The sequence below is a fragment of the Geothrix edaphica genome, from assembly GCF_030268045.1.
Classification (GTDB): Bacteria; Acidobacteriota; Holophagae; order Holophagales; family Holophagaceae; genus Geothrix; species Geothrix edaphica.
Window position 1 is genome coordinate 34,462 of the sequence record NZ_BSDC01000001.1, and the last position, 16,651, is coordinate 51,112.

Consider the following 16,651-nt stretch of genomic DNA (forward strand, 5'->3'; position numbering starts at 1 on the left):
ACCATGGAGAACACCGTCATGCCAACCCGGGAACTCGTCCAGGGCATCCTGGGGAAGATTGAATCGGTCACGGCCAAGGTGGGGGTGATCGGGCTGGGCTATGTGGGGCTGCCCTTCGCGGTGGAGAAGGGCAAAGTCGGGTTCCGGGTGCTGGGGTTTGATCGCAGCGCCCATCGTGTGGACCTGGTGAACCAGGGGAAGAACTTCATCGGGGATGTGGACGACGAGGAATTGCGTAGCCTGGTGGCAGACGGCTTCATCACGGCTACCACCGACATGGACCGTCTCGGCGACATGGACGTGCTGATCATTGCCGTGCCGACGCCTCTCACCAAGAACCTGAATCCAGATCTGCAGTACATCGAGGCGGTCACGCGGGACATCGCGAAGCGCCTTCGGCCGGGCCAGCTCATCAGCCTGGAGAGCACAACCTATCCGGGGACCACCGACGAGGTGATGAAGCCGATCCTGGAACAGTCGGGGCTCAAGGCTGGTGTGGACTTCTTCCTGGCCCACAGCCCCGAGCGGGTGGATCCGGGAAACCGGCGCTACACCACCAAGAACACCAACAAGGTGGTGGGGGCTTCGGACCCCGCGAGCCGGGAGGTGGCGGTGGCCCTGTACCGGAAGACCATCCTGAACGTCGTGCCGGTGAGCAGCGCCGCGGCGGCGGAAATGACCAAGGTGTTTGAAAACACCTTCCGCGCGGTGAACATCGCGCTGGTCAACGAGCTGACCCTGCTCTGCGACCGCATGGGGCTGAACGTCTGGGAGGTGTTGGACGCGGCTTTCACCAAGCCCTTCGGCATCATGCCCTTCTATCCAGGACCCGGTGTGGGAGGACATTGCATTCCCCTGGATCCCCACTACCTGGAATGGAAGGCCCGGGAATTCAACTTCAACACCCGGTTCATCGCCCTGGCCGGAGAGATCAACCGACGGATGCCCGAGTTCGTCGCTGACAAGACCATGCGGCTGCTCAGCGACCAGGGCAAGGGGCTCCGCGGTTCCAAGGTATTCGTCCTGGGCGTGGCCTACAAGAAGGACATCGACGACCCCCGGGAGAGCCCCAGCACCGAGGTGCTGCATCTGCTGGCCCAGCGGGGGGCCGTGATCACCTACCACGACCCCCACATCCCGCACTTCACGGAGCACGGTCACGATCTTCGGAGCGTGCCCCTCACGGCGGAGGCCCTGAATCGAGCCGATCTGGTGCTGATCCTCACCGATCACACGGCGGTGGACTACGCTCTGGTCGCGAAGGAATCCGTCCAGATCCTGGATACGCGGAACGCCCTGAAGCGGGTGGACGGCCCCAAACCAAACGTCGTGCTGCTCTAGAGGATTCACCCATGGAGAAACCCGCCTACACACACCCCACCGCCGTGGTGGACGAGGGCGCCCAGCTGGGCGAGGGCACCAAGGTCTGGCACTTCTGCCACATCTACCCCAAGGCCGTCATCGGTAGGCACTCGATCCTGGGGCAGAACGTCATGGTGGCCAACGGCGTCACCATCGGCGACTACTGCAAGATCCAGAATAATGTGAGCCTCTACGAGGGTGTCATCCTCGAGGACTACGTGTTCTGCGGGCCCAGCATGGTGTTCACCAACGTGACCACGCCCCGCTGCCTCTTCCCCAGAAACACCAGCGAGGACTATAAGGAGACCCGCGTCAAGCGCGGCGCCTCCATCGGTGCCAACGCCACCATCGTGTGCGGGGTGACCCTGCACGAGTGCGCCTTCGTGGCCGCGGGGGCCGTGGTGACGAAGGATGTGCCACCCTACGCCATGGTGGCGGGGGTCCCCGCCCGGATCATCGGGCACATGTGCGAGCGGGGGGAGCGCCTGGCTTTCGACCGCCACGGTGAGGCGACGACCAGTTACGGCCAGAAGTACCGCAAAGACCCCCGGGGTCTCGTGAGCAAGGTGGATTGATGAGCACCCAGACCCAGATACCCATCCTCGACCTGAAGCCCCAGATCGAGGCCCTCTGGCCGGACCTTCAGGCCGCCTTCGAACGCGTGATGAAGTCCGGTCATTTCATCGTGGGGCCGGAGGTGAGGGCTTTCGAGGAAGAGGCAGCCACCTACCTGGGTGTGAAGCATGCCATCGGCCTGAATTCCGGCACGGACGCCCTGTACATCGCCCTTCGGGCCCTGGGCATCGGCCCCGGGGACGAGGTCATCACCACGCCTTTCACCTTCTTCGCCACAGCCGAAGCCATCAGCCACGTCGGCGCCACGCCCGTCTTTGTGGACATCGAAGAGGCCTCCTTCAACATCAACGCCGATCTCATCGAGCCGGCCATCACGCCCCGCACCAAGGCCATCATCCCCGTGCACCTCTTCGGGCGTCCCTGCAATATGGACCGCATCCAGGCCATTGCGGCCAAGCACGGAGTGAAGGTGGTGGAAGATTGCGCCCAGAGTTTCGGCGCGACCTGGAAAGGGCGGCAGACGGGCTCCATGGGCGTCTTCGGCTGCTATAGCTTCTTTCCCACCAAGAACCTGAGTGCCTTCGGAGACGGCGGCATGCTTGCCACCAACGACGATGACCTGGCGGCCACCGCCCGGATGCTCAGGGTCCACGGGAGCCGAAAGAAGTACTTCAACGAAACGGTCGGGTACAACTCCCGCCTCGACGAGCTGCACGCGGCCATGCTTCGGGTGAAGCTTCCTCGCATCGACGCATGGAATGAGGGGCGGATCCGCGTGGCCGGTCACTACCGGACGCTGCTGGGCGGAATCAAGGGCCTGGTCACGCCGGAGGTGGTTCCGGGGCATGTGTTCCACCAGTACACGATCCGGGTCCAAGGGCAGGATCGAGATGCACTCCAGGCCCGGCTTGCGGAACAGGGCATCGGGACGATGGTCTACTACCCGATCCCCTGCCATCGGCTGAAGCTCTACCAGGAAAGTCACGCCACCGCCTCGTGCCCGGTGGCGGAGACTGCCTCGCAGCAAGTCCTCAGCCTTCCCGTCTGGCCCGAGTTGGATCCAGGCATCCAGGGAGCAGTGGCAGCTGCAATTGGACAATCATTCGTTTGAGCACGGACGGGCGTCAACTTTGAATCCAACCAACCCAATAACCCGCCTGAAGGCATGGCGGGACCAGAATCCCTTTGTGAAGGGGGTTGTGGAGATCGCCGGTGGGACCTGGATGGGGCACGCCGTCACCCTGCTGGGGGCGCCGATCCTGAGCCGGATCTACGGTCCTGAATCCTTTGGGCGTTTCCAGATCTATTTATCGTTCCTGATGGTGTTGAGCGTCATCCTGGCGTTGAGATACGAGATGGCGATCCTGCTGCCCGAGGATGATGAGGGTGGGTTCAGGCTCGTGGTGCTCGGATTGATGGTGTCGACGATTGCGGGGATCGGGTGTCTGGCCCTGATGACCTCCCTTTTCGCGCTGAAGGGATGGCCATCCATCCTCCAGCCTCTGGGATGGGGCGCGTTCCTGATCCCGGTCGGGGCTATGCTGGCGAGCATCTACCAGGTGTTGACCTTCTGGGCCATCCGGAAATCCTCGTTTCGCTCTGTGAGCCTCTCCAAGTTGTGCCAGGCATCAAGCCAAGTCGGTGGACAGGTCGCAGGCGGGTTCACCTCCATTCCTGGCCATGCAGGGCTGATGCTGGGGGACTGCATTGGACGGATCGGCGCTCTTGTCCCCCTGTTGAGGGAATTCAATCGGGACCTCGATCGGTTTGCAGGGCGCTGGAGCCTCGCATCGGTGCTTCAGGCGGCGCGTCGATATCGGCGTTTTCCTCTGATCTCCGCCTGGGGGGCACTGATCAATTCCCTCGGTCTGACCGTCCCCTCGATCATGTTGCTGCACCAACTTGGCGCTGACGTGCTTGGGTGGTATGCCCTGGCAGACCGGGTGGTGGGGCTCCCTTCCGTTCTTCTCGGCCAGTCGGTGTCGCAAGTATTCATGGGTGAGGCCGGACGCCTGAGCACCGGGGACCCACGCCGGATGCTGGCGCTTTACCGGGGGCTGCTGAAAAAGCTGATGCTCATCGGGCTCGTCCCTGCGGCGGTCCTGCTGATCGGGGGGCCATGGCTGTTCCGGTTCGTCTTCGGCCCACACTGGGAGCCGGCGGGCCAGATGGCGCGGATCCTCGCGCTCAACCACTACCTGGCTTTCATCGCCTGGCCCCTGATTCCGACCCTCACCGTGTTGGAGAGGCAGGACCTTCAGACGGCCTGGGATGTGGGGCGGTTGGCGTTCATCGTGGCAGCCCTGGCGGCCTCGCAAGCGATGGGCCTGGGAATGCCGGGGACAATCGGGATGCTCAGCACCGCAGGAGCCCTCTCCTACCTCGCCCATGTGCTCATCACCCACCAGCTGCTGACCCTCCGGGCGGCCAACCATGAGAAAGTCTAGATCTTTTCTGAGAGGCTGAAATGATCCTCTGGCCGTGGTCGACCACGTTCACCCCAGCCAGGGTTGATGTCCTCCTCTGCCTTCTGGATCCCGGGGCCCATCCATGTTGAACGCGATCGAGTACCTGTTTGCCAAGGCCATCAAAAAGCTCCACCTCCGGGCCATCAAGGGTTCGCAGATCCATCCTTCCTCGAAGGTCTGTGCAGGCACTCAGATGGTCGATTCCCGGATGGGAAAGCACTCCGACATCGGTTACGACTGCCTGATCGTCAAGACCAACATCGGAAGCTTCGTTTCCATGGGCTCGAACTGCAGGATCGGAGGTGCGAGCCATACGATGGACTGGGTATCCACCTCGCCGGTCTTCTGCGGGAACAAGGATCACCTCCCCCAGAAATTTTCAGAACACCCGTTCGATGCCTTCGTGCAGACGAACATCGGAAATGATGTATGGATCGCCGATGGCGTGCTGGTGCGGGCTGGAGTGACCGTCGGCGACGGGGCCGTCCTGGGTCTGGGGAGTGTCGTCACCAAGGATGTGCCGCCCTACGAGATATGGGGAGGGAATCCCGCCCGCTTCATCCGCAAGCGCTTCGACGACGAGGTGATCGCCGCCCTGCTGAGAATCAGGTGGTGGGATTTCGACGACGAAACCCTCCGGGGAAAGGCGAATCTGTTCAACGACGTGAAGGCCTTCATCGCCATGGAGGAGGGCCGGTGAAGATCCTCCATTTGATGCTCTCCTGCTTTTACATCGATGGATATAACTATCAGGAAAATGTCCTTCCCCGGATGAACAAGGAAGATGGACACTCCGTTCGGATCATCGCCTCCACGGAAACCTACATCGACAACCAGAATCTCGGCTACGTCGCGCCCCGGACCTACCAGAACGAGGACGGGATCGAAGTGACGCGGTTGCCCTACCGGGGCGGGCTGCCGCATGCGGTGATGAGGAAACTCCGGGCCTATCCCGGCGTCTATCCCCATATCGAGGCATTCGCTCCGGATGTGATCCTCTTTCATGGCGTGCCGGCCTACGAGTTGCTGACTGTCGCCAGGTACAAAAAAAATCATCCATCTGTTAAATTATATGTAGATAGTCATGAAGACCATCATAATAGCGGAACCAACGCTCTCTCCAAGTGGGTCCTTCATCGCGGATTCTATAGGTCCGTCATCACAAAAGTACTTCCATCCATCGATAAAATTCTCTACATTTCCGAGGAAACCAAGGATTTTTTGATCGAAAATTACGACATTCCGTCAGGAATGATGGAATTCTATCCTTTGGGCGGCGTGATTGCGGATGAGTCCGAGGTGGAGCGGCGCCGCCAGGCCCGGCGCGGCGAGCTGGGGCTGGACGGCGAGGACATCCTCTTTCTGCATTCGGGGAAGCTGGATCCCATCAAACGCACGGAGGCTCTCCTCGAAGCCTTTACGGCCGTGGATGATGCGCGGTTCCGACTGGTCCTGATCGGCACCATCGGGGACGAGATCCGGGACAAGCTGGATCCCATGATCCAGAGGGATCCGAGGATCACCTTCCTGGGCTGGAAGACCTCCAGCGAACTCCAGGAGTACCTGTGTGCCTGCGACCTGTATGTGCAGCCCGGGGGGCAGTCGGCCACCATGCAGAACGCCATGTGCGCTTCGGCCCCGGTGATGATCTTTCCCCACAAGAGCCACAAGCCCTACCTGGATGGGAATGGGTTCTTCGTAGAGGGGGTCGAGGACATGAGGCGCTCCTTCCAGGAGATCTCCCGCGAGCCGGGTCTGCTGGCTCCGATGCGGAGGCGCTCACGGGAGCTGGCCCAGGATCTGCTGGACTACCGGAAGCTGGCCGCGCGGCTCTACCGCTGAGCGCGGAACCAGCGCGCAAGCGATCTCAAGCAAAGCATTTGGTGTCATCGTAAAGCATCGAACCGACCCGCATCCCGAGGCCAGATCATGTGGAATCCCCAAAGCGTCCTGGTGCTCGCCCCGCACACCGATGACTACGAAATCGGCGCGGGCGGGTACATCCACCGGCTCATTTCGGGTGGGGCCACCCTTCACGCCATGGCCTTTTCCACGGCCGCGGAATCTCTGCCAGCGGGCTTGGCCCCCGACACGCTGGCCCACGAGTGCCGGGAGGCCGCCCGGCGCCTGGGGATCCCCGCCGGGAACCTCGACATCCATGACTTCCCGGTGCGGCGGTTTCCCGAGCACCGCCAACCCATCCTGGAACTCCTGGTGGCGGCCCGGAGGAGGATCGCCCCGGATCTCGTCCTGGTCCATGCCACCACGGATGTCCACCAGGATCATCAGGTCATCACTCAGGAGGCCATCCGGGCCTTCAAGGGGACGACCATCCTGGGCTACGAATTGCCCTGGAATGACCTTCAATTTTCGGCCCAGTGCATGGTCCAGCTGAGTGAGGAGAATCTGCAGGCCAAGCTGCATGCCCTGGAGGCCTACGGCTCGCAGATGCACCGTGCCTACGCCAAGCCCGATGTGCCGACCGGATTGGCGCGGGTGCGGGGGGTCTCGGTGGGATTCGATTACGCCGAGGCCTTCGAGGTGATCCGCTGGATTCAGCCTTGATCGTTTGAGAGGGGACGCGCATGACCATCCTGGCTTCCACCATCGCCCGATTCCTTGATCGGGAAATGTCTGGCCCCGACCTAGAGTTGACTCACCCAGTTCCGGCACATTCCCCAGCCTCCGGGGCCCTGGTGTTCGTGAAGGCCTTCAGCGAAGCCTGGGTGGATTCCCTTGGGCCGCGTCAGGACATCTGCGTGTTGGGTCCACCCGAGTTTGCATCCCGGCTACAGGGGGCCCTCATCATCTCCGACTCCCCCCGACTGGATTTTGCCAGGGCTGTGGAGAAGTTCTTCGTGCCTGCCGAGCCGCGGGTCATCTCAGACACGGCCCGCATACATCCGAGCGCCCACATCGGCCAGAATGTCGGGATCGGGCACTACTCGGTGATCGGGGAGGGGGCTGTCATCGGTGACGGCACCGTCATTCGAAGCCATGTCATCATTCATCGCAATTGTCGAATTGGTAGAAACTGTCTCATCAAGTCATCGACGGTGATCGGTGAAGAAGGGTTCGGGTTCGAGTTCGATGCCGAGGGGGTTCCCATGCGCATTCCTCACCTCGGGGCCGTTGTGCTGGGTGATGAGGTCGAGATCGGTGCCATGAACGTGATCGCCCGCGGTACATTGGGCGATACGGTCCTTTCGGACCATGTGAAAACCGATGACCATGTGTTCATCGCGCACAACGTTTCAGTCGGTGAGAACACCGTCATCATTGCGTGTGCCGAAGTCAGCGGGAGCGTGAAGCTCGGGCGAGATGTCTGGATTGCTCCTTCGGCCTGCATCATCAATCAAGCCACCGTTGGAGATCGCGGCATGGTCGGCCTGGGTGCTGTGGTGACGAAATCCGTGGAAGCTGGAATGATCGTGGCCGGAAATCCAGCCAAGGTGATACGTCCGCGGGCTTAGCCTGAGCTTCCTTCGGCGGCTGGATGACCCCTTGTCTACGGGTATCGCCTCGGAACTTGAAACAGGATGATATCCAGGCTAAGGAGCATTCGTATCTGAGTTCTGATGGAGGGCGAAGGGGCTGATTTTCTGATGCAGGCGAACAAACAGCCCCACCGTGGCCGGAACAGAAATATCGACAAAGGGTTTCGAGAAAATCAGAAAGAACAGGCAGATGCCCAGGAAACCAAGGGCCATTCCGTAGTCGGCGGTCAGGTTACGCCCCTGTTCCTTGACCTTGGGTGCCAGCGTCACCGCACTGTGCACCAATGCGCCGACAACAGTCACCAGAAGCAGCAGGCCTGGAAGACCGAGGTCGACCCAGGCGGACAAGGCGTTGTGGGCGTAGTGCCCGGATCCTCCAAGCCTCATGTAGCTTCCATAGGCGCCGGTGAATGGTGCGGATTGGATCTGATCCAGGGCGAACTTGATCTGAGCGGTGCGCACCTGCACTGAGGTGTCGGCCTTGAATTCCAGCAGGCCGAGGATGCGGTTGTCTGGCATTTCCCTCATTAGCCAGGGGATGAGGATCAGAATCAGACCGACCGCCCCGGCGTAGATGAGGAACTGCCGCGTCCAGTTCTTCGAGTTGACCCATTCGAATATGAGAATGAACAGGAACAGGGCCAGCATGTCGGATCTGGACCCCAGGAAGAACAGGACGACCAGGGCATTGACATACAACAGGAGACGGACGGGCAAGGTCTTCGAGAAGGGCGTGGCCGCGCACACGGATAGAAAAAAGGCCCGGGCCAGGCCCTGGTAGGTCGCAGCCTTGGCGTCGTCCGCATTGACCAGGAATGCCGCCAACACATCGTCTGAAACCGCGGAATAGACAAACGCGGACATGGCCAGGCACAACCAGAAGATGACGCGGTAATTGAACTTCAATTCAAGCGCCGTCACCCGGTACACGGCGAAAATGGCGATCGATTGGAGGATGGAGGCCGTATGGGATTTGTTGACATCCGGCGCGTCTCCCCGGAAGGCGTGATAGACCACCGAGGCGATGAAATACAACAAAAAGGCCCAATATAGGATTTCCAGGTGATGGATTCGGCTCGGGCGGATGGATTTGACGCTCACATCGAACAGGGCGACCGCAGCGATCCATAAAATGACGACAGCCGAGGACTCGTTGACGTAGCCGCCCAGGAGCTGTGGGATTGAATTCAGACCCACCAGCCAATGGTAGAAGAAGTACCCCGGGATCAGGATGAGGAACGGCAACAGGACCATGAGCCGGGGCTCAGGGGAGCGGGTTCCCGGAGGGCTGTGGGGGGATGTGGTGCTGGGCGTGGGACTCGGCATGATTCATTCCGTTCGATGCCTGGGTTGAGGTGCGGAACGCTTCGCTGGATGGAGCACCGAGGGGTCGAGGGGTGACCTTCAGGCCGGAATTCAGGAGAAGACGCGCATCAGGGAAAGGCCCCTCTCCTTGATCCGCCTGCGGGTGGCAAATCCGACGGCGACGGCGGGGACAAGAACGCCGGGGCCGAGGCGCCAGATCAGGCAGGCGGCGGCCCCGCTCAGGGCCCAGGCTAACCCAGGCCGACTCCAGCGGGTGCCCAATCGGTTGGCGGCGAACCACTCGTGCAGCCAAGCGGCGGGCCATGCGACCACGGTCGCGGCGGCGCAGCCTTCCGCCCCTCCCAGCCCGCCCATCACGATGAGGGCTCCGGCCAGGGCGAAGCAGCCGACGATCGCGGCCGCGATGGATTCCAGGAAGAAGCCGCGGATGTGCAGGGCGCTGAGGGAGGCGGCGTGGGCCGACAGGAGCAGGGAACTGGCGGCCACCCACGGGAAGAGGGTCGTCGCGGGCTGCCAGGCGGGCCCGAGCAGCAGGCGGACGGCCGTCGGAAAGAAGAAGACAGCGAGGATGGTGACGGGGATGTTGAGGAAGAGCTCCGTCTCCACCGCCGCTGTCACCCCCCGCCGGAGGGCGGAAGGGAGGTGGGCAATGGGCGCCAGGGCCGGCAGGGTCACCCTGGATGCGGCGGCCCTGAACGGTTCGATCAGGCCCACGGCCCGCAGAGTCAGGCCCATGTACCCCACGGCTACAGGTCCAGCCACGCGCCCCATGATGGAGAGCAGGATCAGGCTGCGGCTCTGGGTCAGGCTCGTCGTGATGACGAATCCGAACCCGTACTTGATCATCCGCCAGGCACGTGCGGCCTCCCATCGGACCTTCGGAACCAGGCCGACCACCATCCATGGGGCCACGCTTTGGAGGAGGGCCCGGAGGGCCGCTCCTGTAATGGGCCCCCAGACCCCCCACCCCGCAAACGCGAGGCAGATGCCCGTGACCTGTCCCAGAATCTGAACGGCCAATTCGATCAGGAGGACCGGCTTGAAGTTCAGCTGCCGCTCCAGCTTCACGGTGGCCGGAAGGGAGAGGATGTGCAACGGCAGCAGGGTCGCCATGGCGATCCCGGGCCAGAAGAGGTTGGGAACATGGCTGAAATGGCCGATCGCCTTCAGGCTCAGGGCCGTGAGGCCGGCGACCAGGGCGGAGAGCCCCAGCATGGTGCCGAGGGCGACGGCATAGTCGGCCTCCTCGGGCTCCTCTTTCTGGGCGAGGAGGTAGGTGCTCAGGCCCAGCCGGCTGACGATCCGCTGGATCACGCTGAGCGAGGTGCACATGGCGTAGATCGCGAACTCGTTGGGCCCCAGGGCCCTGGACAGAAGCAGGGCCGACGCGACCGTGACGACCGCCCCGATGACATGGTTCAGGGCCACCAGCCCGCCGCCCAGAATGGCTCGTCTCTCTCGGTTCATTCAGCCTTCCGCTCTGGGGACCGAAGGACCGCCGGCGGCCTCCCCGCCTCCACAGGGTGGCCCTGTACCGCCACTCGAATGTGCTCCGCCAATGTTCTACCGAAGGGGGATTCGATGACTGGAGAAGGGGCCATCAGGCGCTGGATCAACCAGTTCGCAAATTTAGCGACTTGAAGCGGGTCGGGTCGATGGGCTTCAGGGTGATCCAGCATGTCCGCCAATTGCTCTGGCCTCGAGGGATCAACGGCCTGTGCTAAACCCTCGCGCACGTAGAAGGCCGGGCCGAGTGCCAGCACGGTCTTGCCATGAGAGAGAGCTTCCATTCCAACGGCGGAATTGATCGTGACCAGGGTGCGGCATCGCTCGACCAACCGAGAAAGACTGGGTCCCCGGCCTGCTCTGGAAACCTTCACACCTCTTGCACGAAGCGAGGACTCCAGGTGAACGAATTCATCACTTGGTGTCTCAATGGGGTGGGGGCGGAGGATGATCGGGGCGCTTTTCGGGGACAGAGCCGTGGTGAGTCGGATGAGGTCGCTGCAACTTGTGGCATGAGCTTCCAGGGTCGGTTGATTCAGGACCATCAGAATGGAGCCGTCAGGGACATCGCTTTCGGATTCGATGGTTTGGAGGTGGGGAAACCAGGGGGCCGGTGCAAGCTTGGCTTTGGTCGAGGCGGCGAGGCTTGAGAGGGTTTCAAAGGTAGGCCTGCCGGTCAGGATTCGGGCCAGGCATTCGGCCCCCCTCAGTAGTTGGGGAAAATGAAGACTTGGCCGTGGGGCTGGTACGGATCTGAAGCCCCGCGGAATAAAAAGATCCTTGGGCTCGACGCCGGGAAGGGAGTCCTCCTCGAGGATCTGGGCCTGCTGGATGGCCTCCTGCCACCTGGGGCCCCAGGGGTGCACGATGAAATGGTCAGAGAGAAAGGAGGGTTGGAGCCCCAGCTTAGGAATTCCTGCTTCATTTGCCGCAGTATCCAGCAGATAGTTGATCGCGTGATCTGAAGGGCCATAAATCACGATATCTGGCGAAAAATCATCAATTTCTTCTTTGACGAATGCTTTTAGATGGATCAACGCATCCATCACCGTGTTTCTGTTCGCACCTGGCCGTCCACCACGTCCTATTAATTCAGAAATAATAGGATTTCCGATTGAATTGGAAGAATGGGTACGAACCCATGGGGAGTGGCGGAAGTCGCGCCCGGCCCGGCGGAGCTCCAAGCCTGTACACCAAGAGAATCCAATAAATCGATAGGTGGCATTCGGCATTAACCGAACAAGGGCCTCGAATTGATGTCCATAATATTCCCCTTCTGAAATGCCTATGAGTATCCTCGGGCTTTTCTGGCGAAAATCTCTCATCAGGGGGCATTCCTAAGTTCAGCGTACGAAGAATGGTAGCATCTGAAGTCCGGCGATCCTTATGCCGTTTTGACTGGCGGATGTAGGACGCGATGGATGGATGTCAGATGTTCAGGTGAAGGAAGGTTTGCACATGAAGCTGTGGACCCACATCAGGCGATTGAGGATGGCACGTCGATATCGGTGGGTGGCCGTCCCTTGTCCTGGATGTGGTTCAGACGATCGGAATCCATTGGTGAGTCGGGATCGATTCGGCCTTAAATCGCTGATCTCACAATGCAACTCGTGTGGTCTTGTCTATACGGCTCGAAATATTGATTCACAACAACTTGATGATTTTTATAAAAACCATTATCGCTTCTTTTACGAGTCTGTAATTAGGGTAGATGATTCCTATGTTTACCGTTCAGCCGATGCCCTAAAAGCGGCCTATAGGATGGCCAGAGTGCAGGAAACCCTCGGTGACTTCAGTCGCGTTCTGGAACTTGGATGCGGGCTGGGGTTCTTTCTCCGGGAGGCCAAGGCGAGGGGCTGCAGGGAAGTTCTTGGGCTGGAACCCGGTGAGGCTTTCCACGCCTACTGTGTCCAGCAGAATGGATTGAATGGGCAGGTTGAGGCCTGTAGCTATGAAACCCTGCAAGCATTGCCCTTCCGGCCCGACCTGGTGGTGCTGTTCCATGTTCTGGAGCACATGCCGAATCCGGGTGGGTGCCTGGACTGGATCCGGGCGCATATGGACCCGGAAGGCAGTTTGGTCCTAGAGGTGCCAGATCTGATGGGCGACTGGTCAGATGTCGGTCTAGGCAATTTCCATTTCGGCCATCGGACCTATTTTAGTTCTCACAGCCTCTCGCATCTGCTCAAGAAACATGGATTCCATGTTTTCGCGAAGCAGACGGATCATGTCGGCATCTATCCGGGCAACCTGCGGATATTCGCGCGTTTGAGGGAATCCGAGGGTGTCGAGGTGCCGGAGGAGGCGGGTCTCACTCCCGCCCAATGGGTCATGGAGTGTCTCGAAACCTGGGCCAGCAGCCGATGGGATCGGAGAATCATCAAGACGATCGCTTGCCGGACATGAAGAGACGGAAGGCACGGCCTCATGGGCTGGTGGTTCGAACTTCCTCCACCCAGGCTTCCAGCGAAGAGATCAAGGTCGCCCGATGGAAGTGGCTGGCGCAGGCATCCCGGCCCCTCTGGCCCATGGCCAAGCGCTCCTGGCTTGGGAGGTCCGCGAGTTCCCGCACGCGCTGGGCCAGGGCCGTCCCGTCGCCGGCCGGGCAGGTGAGACCGGCACCCGCCTCGGCGATGATGCGGGCCCCCTCTCCGTCCAGCATGCCCAGGACGGGAACTCCGGAGGCCATGTAGGCCTGCACCTTGCCCGGGATGGTCAGGCTGAAGGCTGGGTCCCTCCTGAGGCTGACGAGGAGGGCCTGGGCGCCCCGCATGAAGGCCGGCATGCGCTCCAGGGGATGGCGGCCGAGGAGGTGGACCCGGTCTCCGAGCCCCCGCGCTTGAATTCCCGCCCGAAGGGCCGCAGCAGCGCGGCCGTCGCCTACGATGAGCCAGCGGATGTCGGCGCGGGCCTTCAGGGCCTCCGCCGCATCCAGGATTGCCGGAAAATCCTGGGCCTCCCCGATGTTGCCCGCGAACATCACGTTGAAGGTGTCCTGGAACGGGGCCAGTTCCGGAGCGGGTGGCACCTCCTCCAGGGGCCCATGGAAGACGGGTTCGGCCCAGCCGGGGAAGTAGCGGACCTTGGTGGTGTCGCGCGCGTACCTGGCGATGTTCGGAAGGAAGGCCTTCGACTGGACGAGGATGCGGTCGCAGCGACGGTAGATGAAGGACACCAGCCGACCCACCAGGCCCAGCAGACGCGGAGCCTGCACGGCGCCCACCGCGGCGAGCGACTCGGGCCACAGGTCGAGCACCCACATGAGGAGGGGGGCTTTCTTCAGGCGGCGGAACCAGATGGCGGGCAGGGCGGCCGTGATGGGAGAGGTCTGGAACACGAAGATCGCATCGAAGGCCTGGCCCCGCAGGCGCCAGGTTCCGAACCCTAGGCCGGACAGGACGAAGCTGAGGTAGTTGAGTGCCAGGCGGAGGCTGCCCTTTCCCCGCGAGAGGAGGGGGACGCGCAGGACCCTGGCCCCGGCGTATTCGCCGAAGTCGCCCGGTGATGACTTGAACGCGGGGTAGACCTGGCCTTCGGGGTAGTTCGGGTGGCCGGTGAGCACCGTCACCTCGTGCCCCCGGACAACCAGGTCTTCGACGAGGTCATTGATCCTGAACGGCTCGGGCCAGAAGTACTGGGTCACCACGAGGAGTCGCAAGCGTGCTCCCCTAGTCGTATTTGCGCCACACGACCCGGTTCACATAGTCCGTGTAGCTGTGGATGATCCGCACGACCTTGTCCGAGACATCCGGCATGCCGTAGTCCGCCACGAGGCGTGGCCGGGGCGAATGCCCTTCCGCCCTCGAACGGAGGAGGGCCAGACCCTGGCGGACCCGGTCCACTTCCAGGCCGACCATCATGACGGCGGCTTCCTCCATGCCCTCGGGCCGCTCGTGGGCTTCCCGGAGGTTGAGCGCGGGGAAGCCGAGAATGGACGATTCCTCGGTGACGGTTCCGCTGTCGGACAGCACCGCCCGGGCCGAGAGCTGGAGCTTGATGTAGTCGTTGAATCCCAGCGGTTTCAGCAGGGAGACGCAGGGCGGGAAGGTGATGCCTTCGGCCTCGATCCGCTTTCGGGTGCGGGGGTGCGTCGAGACGATGACCGGAAGCCCGTGGTCGGCGGCGAGGGTGTTCAGCACGGCCACGAGCTTGGCGAAGGTGCGGGGCGACTCGATATTCTCTTCCCGGTGGGCGCTCACGACGAAGTAGCGATCCGCCTCCAGTCCCAGCCTCTGGAGTGCGTCGGAGGCGTCGATGCGCGGGCGGTAGTGGCTGAGGACTTCATACATGGGGCTGCCGGTCTTGATCACGAGATCGGGCGGGAGCCCTTCCCGCAGCAGGTAGTCCCGGGCGATGGAGCTGTAGGTGAGGTTCACGTCGGCCGTGTGATCCACGATCCGGCGATTGGTCTCCTCGGGGACGCGCTGGTCGAAGCAGCGGTTTCCGGCTTCCATGTGGAAGATGGGGATCTGCCGCCGCTTGGCCGGAATGGCCGCCAGACAGCTGTTGGTGTCCCCCAGGACGAGGAGCGCCTCGGGCCGCACCTCGGCGAGCACCTTGTCGACGGAGGCGATGATGTTCCCGATGGTTTCGGCCACGCCACCGGTGGCGCTGTCCAGGAAGTGATCGGGGCGCCGGATGCCCAGGTCGTCGAAGAAGACCTGGTTGAGCTCGTAGTTGTAATTCTGCCCGGTGTGGACGAGGACGTGGTCGCAGTGCTCGTCGAGGCGGGCGAGCACTCGGGACAGGCGGATGATTTCCGGGCGGGTGCCGACGACGGTAGCGACCTTCAGCTTCTTCACGGGATCACCTTCATGGGGATCGTGTCCGGCCGAGTCCGGTCGAACACCTCGTTGGCCCAGAGCATCACGATGAGTTCATCCTGACCGATGTTGGTGATGTTGTGGGTCCATCCAGGCACGGTTTCGACGATCCGGCCCTCCCCGCCCTGGACGCTCAAGGTGTGGATCTGACCCGTATCCATCTGGCGGAATTCAAAACGGGCCGTTCCTCGGATGACCAGGAACTTCTCGGTCTTGCTGTGGTGGTAATGGTCTCCGCGGGTGACGCCGGGGTGTGCTGTGAAGTAGGAGAACTGGCCGCAATCGTGCGTCTTCAGCATTTCCGCGAATTCGCCGCGAGCATCTACGTATCGCGGCACCTGATAGTCGAAGGCCTGGGGGTCCAGGTGGCTGAGATAGGTGGCATAGAGGGCCCGGACGAGTCCTGACCCGGCCCGGGGTGCCGCCAGGGAGACTCGGCTTTCGGCGAAGGAACGGAGGATCTCGGCCACTTCTCCCACGGTGGTCTCGAAGACGGGGTCGACCTGGACGAAGCCGGAGATCGTGCTGGGCGTCTCCAGCAGGCGCAGGAATGCGTCGAGGACATCGTCGATGTAGACGAGCCGGAGGGGGGCCGCAGGATCGTGGATCGTGATCGGCAATCCACGCGAGATGTTGTAGCAGAAGGTCGCCACAGCGGAGTTGTAGTTCGGTCGGCTCCACTTCCCGAACACGTTGGCCAGGCGGAAGATGTGGACCGGGGCGCCGGTGCGCTCCCCATAGGCCAGGAGCGACGCTTCCGCCTGCCGCTTGCTCAATCCGTAGGGGTTGTCCAGGGTGGCCTGGATGGAGGAGGAGAAGACCACGGGGACGGTCCGCCCGGTGTCGGCCAGGGCTTCACCGAGAAGGCGGGTGAAGTCGGCGTTGCCCGTGGTGAACTCGGCGGGATCCGTCGGGCGGTTCACGCCCGCGAGATGGAACACCACCTCCGCCTGGCGGGCCGCCTCAAGAAGCATGCCGTGCGGCGTGTCCGCCTCGACCTCCAGGATGTCCCGGTGGCCGATCTCCTGCAGACGGAGCAGGAGATTCCGGCCGATGAATCCCCTGGATCCGGTGACGAGGATGCGCATGGGGC

At 62.1% G+C, this 16,651-nt stretch carries 14 protein-coding genes and 2 pseudogenes; 10 read left to right on the forward strand and 6 right to left on the reverse strand.

What is annotated here, in order from left to right; all coding sequences use genetic code 11:
• The first annotated feature begins 3 nt into the window (after nt 1–3).
• The 9 genes and pseudogenes from QSJ30_RS00170 to QSJ30_RS00205 all read left to right on the forward strand — a co-directional run bounded on the left by QSJ30_RS00170 (nt 4) and on the right by QSJ30_RS00205 (nt 7,879).
• Nucleotides 4–1,341: a nucleotide sugar dehydrogenase gene (locus QSJ30_RS00170; RefSeq protein ID WP_420798745.1), complete on the forward strand. Its 1,338-nt coding sequence runs from the start codon at nt 4–6 to the stop codon at nt 1,339–1,341.
• An 11-nt stretch (nt 1,342–1,352) separates the two neighbouring features.
• Entirely contained in the window at nt 1,353–1,937 is a 585-nt protein-coding gene (locus tag QSJ30_RS00175; RefSeq protein ID WP_285605757.1) for an acyltransferase, read from the forward strand.
• Nucleotides 1,937–3,049 (forward strand): DegT/DnrJ/EryC1/StrS family aminotransferase, encoded by a 1,113-nt coding sequence (locus QSJ30_RS00180; RefSeq protein WP_285605758.1) that lies wholly within the window; start codon nt 1,937–1,939, stop codon nt 3,047–3,049. Before QSJ30_RS00175 ends, QSJ30_RS00180 begins: the two co-directional genes overlap by 1 nt.
• Nucleotides 3,050–3,137: 88 nt before the next feature.
• On the forward strand, nt 3,138–4,385 hold the full coding sequence (locus QSJ30_RS00185; protein ID WP_285605759.1) for a lipopolysaccharide biosynthesis protein: 1,248 nt from the start codon (nt 3,138–3,140) through the stop codon (nt 4,383–4,385).
• Between the two features lie 337 nt (nt 4,386–4,722).
• Nucleotides 4,723–4,908: pseudogene (locus QSJ30_RS14530) on the forward strand (LbetaH domain-containing protein); the annotation flags it as partial.
• A pseudogene (locus QSJ30_RS14535) lies at nt 4,906–5,106 on the forward strand (CatB-related O-acetyltransferase); the annotation flags it as partial. The pseudogenes QSJ30_RS14530 and QSJ30_RS14535, both read left to right, overlap by 3 nt.
• Entirely contained in the window at nt 5,103–6,248 is a 1,146-nt protein-coding gene (locus QSJ30_RS00195; protein ID WP_285605761.1) for a glycosyltransferase family 4 protein, read from the forward strand. The pseudogene QSJ30_RS14535 and the gene QSJ30_RS00195, both read left to right, overlap by 4 nt.
• Nucleotides 6,249–6,335: 87 nt before the next feature.
• Nucleotides 6,336–6,971, forward strand: coding sequence for a PIG-L deacetylase family protein (locus QSJ30_RS00200; protein WP_285605762.1), 636 nt, complete (start codon nt 6,336–6,338; stop codon nt 6,969–6,971).
• Nucleotides 6,972–6,991: 20 nt separating this feature from the next.
• Nucleotides 6,992–7,879, forward strand: coding sequence for a UDP-3-O-(3-hydroxymyristoyl)glucosamine N-acyltransferase (locus QSJ30_RS00205; protein ID WP_285605763.1), 888 nt, complete (start codon nt 6,992–6,994; stop codon nt 7,877–7,879).
• 78 nt (nt 7,880–7,957) lie between these two features.
• Here the strand turns inward: QSJ30_RS00205 and QSJ30_RS00210 are convergent, their stop codons facing one another.
• From QSJ30_RS00210 to QSJ30_RS00220, 3 genes are all read right to left on the reverse strand, one after another.
• A complete protein-coding gene (locus QSJ30_RS00210) occupies nt 7,958–9,157 on the reverse strand; it encodes an O-antigen ligase family protein (RefSeq protein WP_285605764.1) in 1,200 nt (399 codons plus the stop codon).
• A gap of 162 nt (nt 9,158–9,319) precedes the next feature.
• A complete protein-coding gene (locus QSJ30_RS00215; RefSeq protein ID WP_285605765.1) occupies nt 9,320–10,696 on the reverse strand; it encodes an oligosaccharide flippase family protein in 1,377 nt (458 codons plus the stop codon).
• Nucleotides 10,693–11,781 (reverse strand): capsular polysaccharide export protein, LipB/KpsS family, encoded by a 1,089-nt coding sequence (locus QSJ30_RS00220; RefSeq protein ID WP_285605766.1) that lies wholly within the window; start codon nt 11,779–11,781, stop codon nt 10,693–10,695. Before QSJ30_RS00220 ends, QSJ30_RS00215 begins: the two co-directional genes overlap by 4 nt.
• Before the next feature lie 412 nt (nt 11,782–12,193).
• On the opposite strand from QSJ30_RS00220, the gene QSJ30_RS00225 reads away from it, so the two are divergent.
• Complete coding sequence (locus tag QSJ30_RS00225; RefSeq protein ID WP_285605767.1) at nt 12,194–13,141, forward strand: class I SAM-dependent methyltransferase; 948 nt, start codon at nt 12,194–12,196, stop codon at nt 13,139–13,141.
• Between the two features lie 19 nt (nt 13,142–13,160).
• Here QSJ30_RS00225 and QSJ30_RS00230 read toward each other — a convergent pair whose 3' ends face one another.
• From QSJ30_RS00230 to wbjC, 3 genes are read right to left on the reverse strand one after another with little or no spacing between them, the layout of a single operon-like run.
• Nucleotides 13,161–14,393, reverse strand: a complete 1,233-nt coding sequence (locus tag QSJ30_RS00230) for a glycosyltransferase family 4 protein (protein WP_285605768.1) — start codon at nt 14,391–14,393, stop codon at nt 13,161–13,163.
• A 10-nt stretch (nt 14,394–14,403) separates the two neighbouring features.
• Entirely contained in the window at nt 14,404–15,537 is a 1,134-nt protein-coding gene (locus QSJ30_RS00235; protein ID WP_285605769.1) for a UDP-N-acetyl glucosamine 2-epimerase, read from the reverse strand.
• Complete coding sequence (wbjC, locus tag QSJ30_RS00240; protein ID WP_285605770.1) at nt 15,534–16,646, reverse strand: UDP-2-acetamido-2,6-beta-L-arabino-hexul-4-ose reductase; 1,113 nt, start codon at nt 16,644–16,646, stop codon at nt 15,534–15,536. The genes QSJ30_RS00235 and wbjC overlap by 4 nt, the downstream gene beginning before the upstream one ends.
• Between the last annotated feature and the right edge of the window lie 5 nt (nt 16,647–16,651).

What these genes read in the sequence shown, in the direction of transcription:
- QSJ30_RS00170 (WP_420798745.1), top strand. Translation starts at nt 4, where the DNA reads ATGGAGAACACCGTCATGCCAACCCGGGAACTCGTCCAGGGCATCCTG.
- QSJ30_RS00175 (WP_285605757.1), top strand. Translation starts at nt 1,353, where the DNA reads ATGGAGAAACCCGCCTACACACACCCCACCGCCGTGGTGGACGAGGGC.
- QSJ30_RS00180 (WP_285605758.1), top strand. Translation starts at nt 1,937, where the DNA reads ATGAGCACCCAGACCCAGATACCCATCCTCGACCTGAAGCCCCAGATC.
- QSJ30_RS00200 (WP_285605762.1), top strand. Translation starts at nt 6,336, where the DNA reads ATGTGGAATCCCCAAAGCGTCCTGGTGCTCGCCCCGCACACCGATGAC.
- QSJ30_RS00205 (WP_285605763.1), top strand. Translation starts at nt 6,992, where the DNA reads ATGACCATCCTGGCTTCCACCATCGCCCGATTCCTTGATCGGGAAATG.
- QSJ30_RS00210 (WP_285605764.1), bottom strand. Translation starts at nt 9,157, where the DNA reads ATGGTCCTGTTGCCGTTCCTCATCCTGATCCCGGGGTACTTCTTCTAC.
- QSJ30_RS00215 (WP_285605765.1), bottom strand. Translation starts at nt 10,696, where the DNA reads ATGAACCGAGAGAGACGAGCCATTCTGGGCGGCGGGCTGGTGGCCCTG.
- QSJ30_RS00220 (WP_285605766.1), bottom strand. Translation starts at nt 11,781, where the DNA reads ATGGATGCGTTGATCCATCTAAAAGCATTCGTCAAAGAAGAAATTGAT.
- QSJ30_RS00225 (WP_285605767.1), top strand. Translation starts at nt 12,194, where the DNA reads ATGAAGCTGTGGACCCACATCAGGCGATTGAGGATGGCACGTCGATAT.
- wbjC (WP_285605770.1), bottom strand. Translation starts at nt 16,646, where the DNA reads ATGCGCATCCTCGTCACCGGATCCAGGGGATTCATCGGCCGGAATCTC.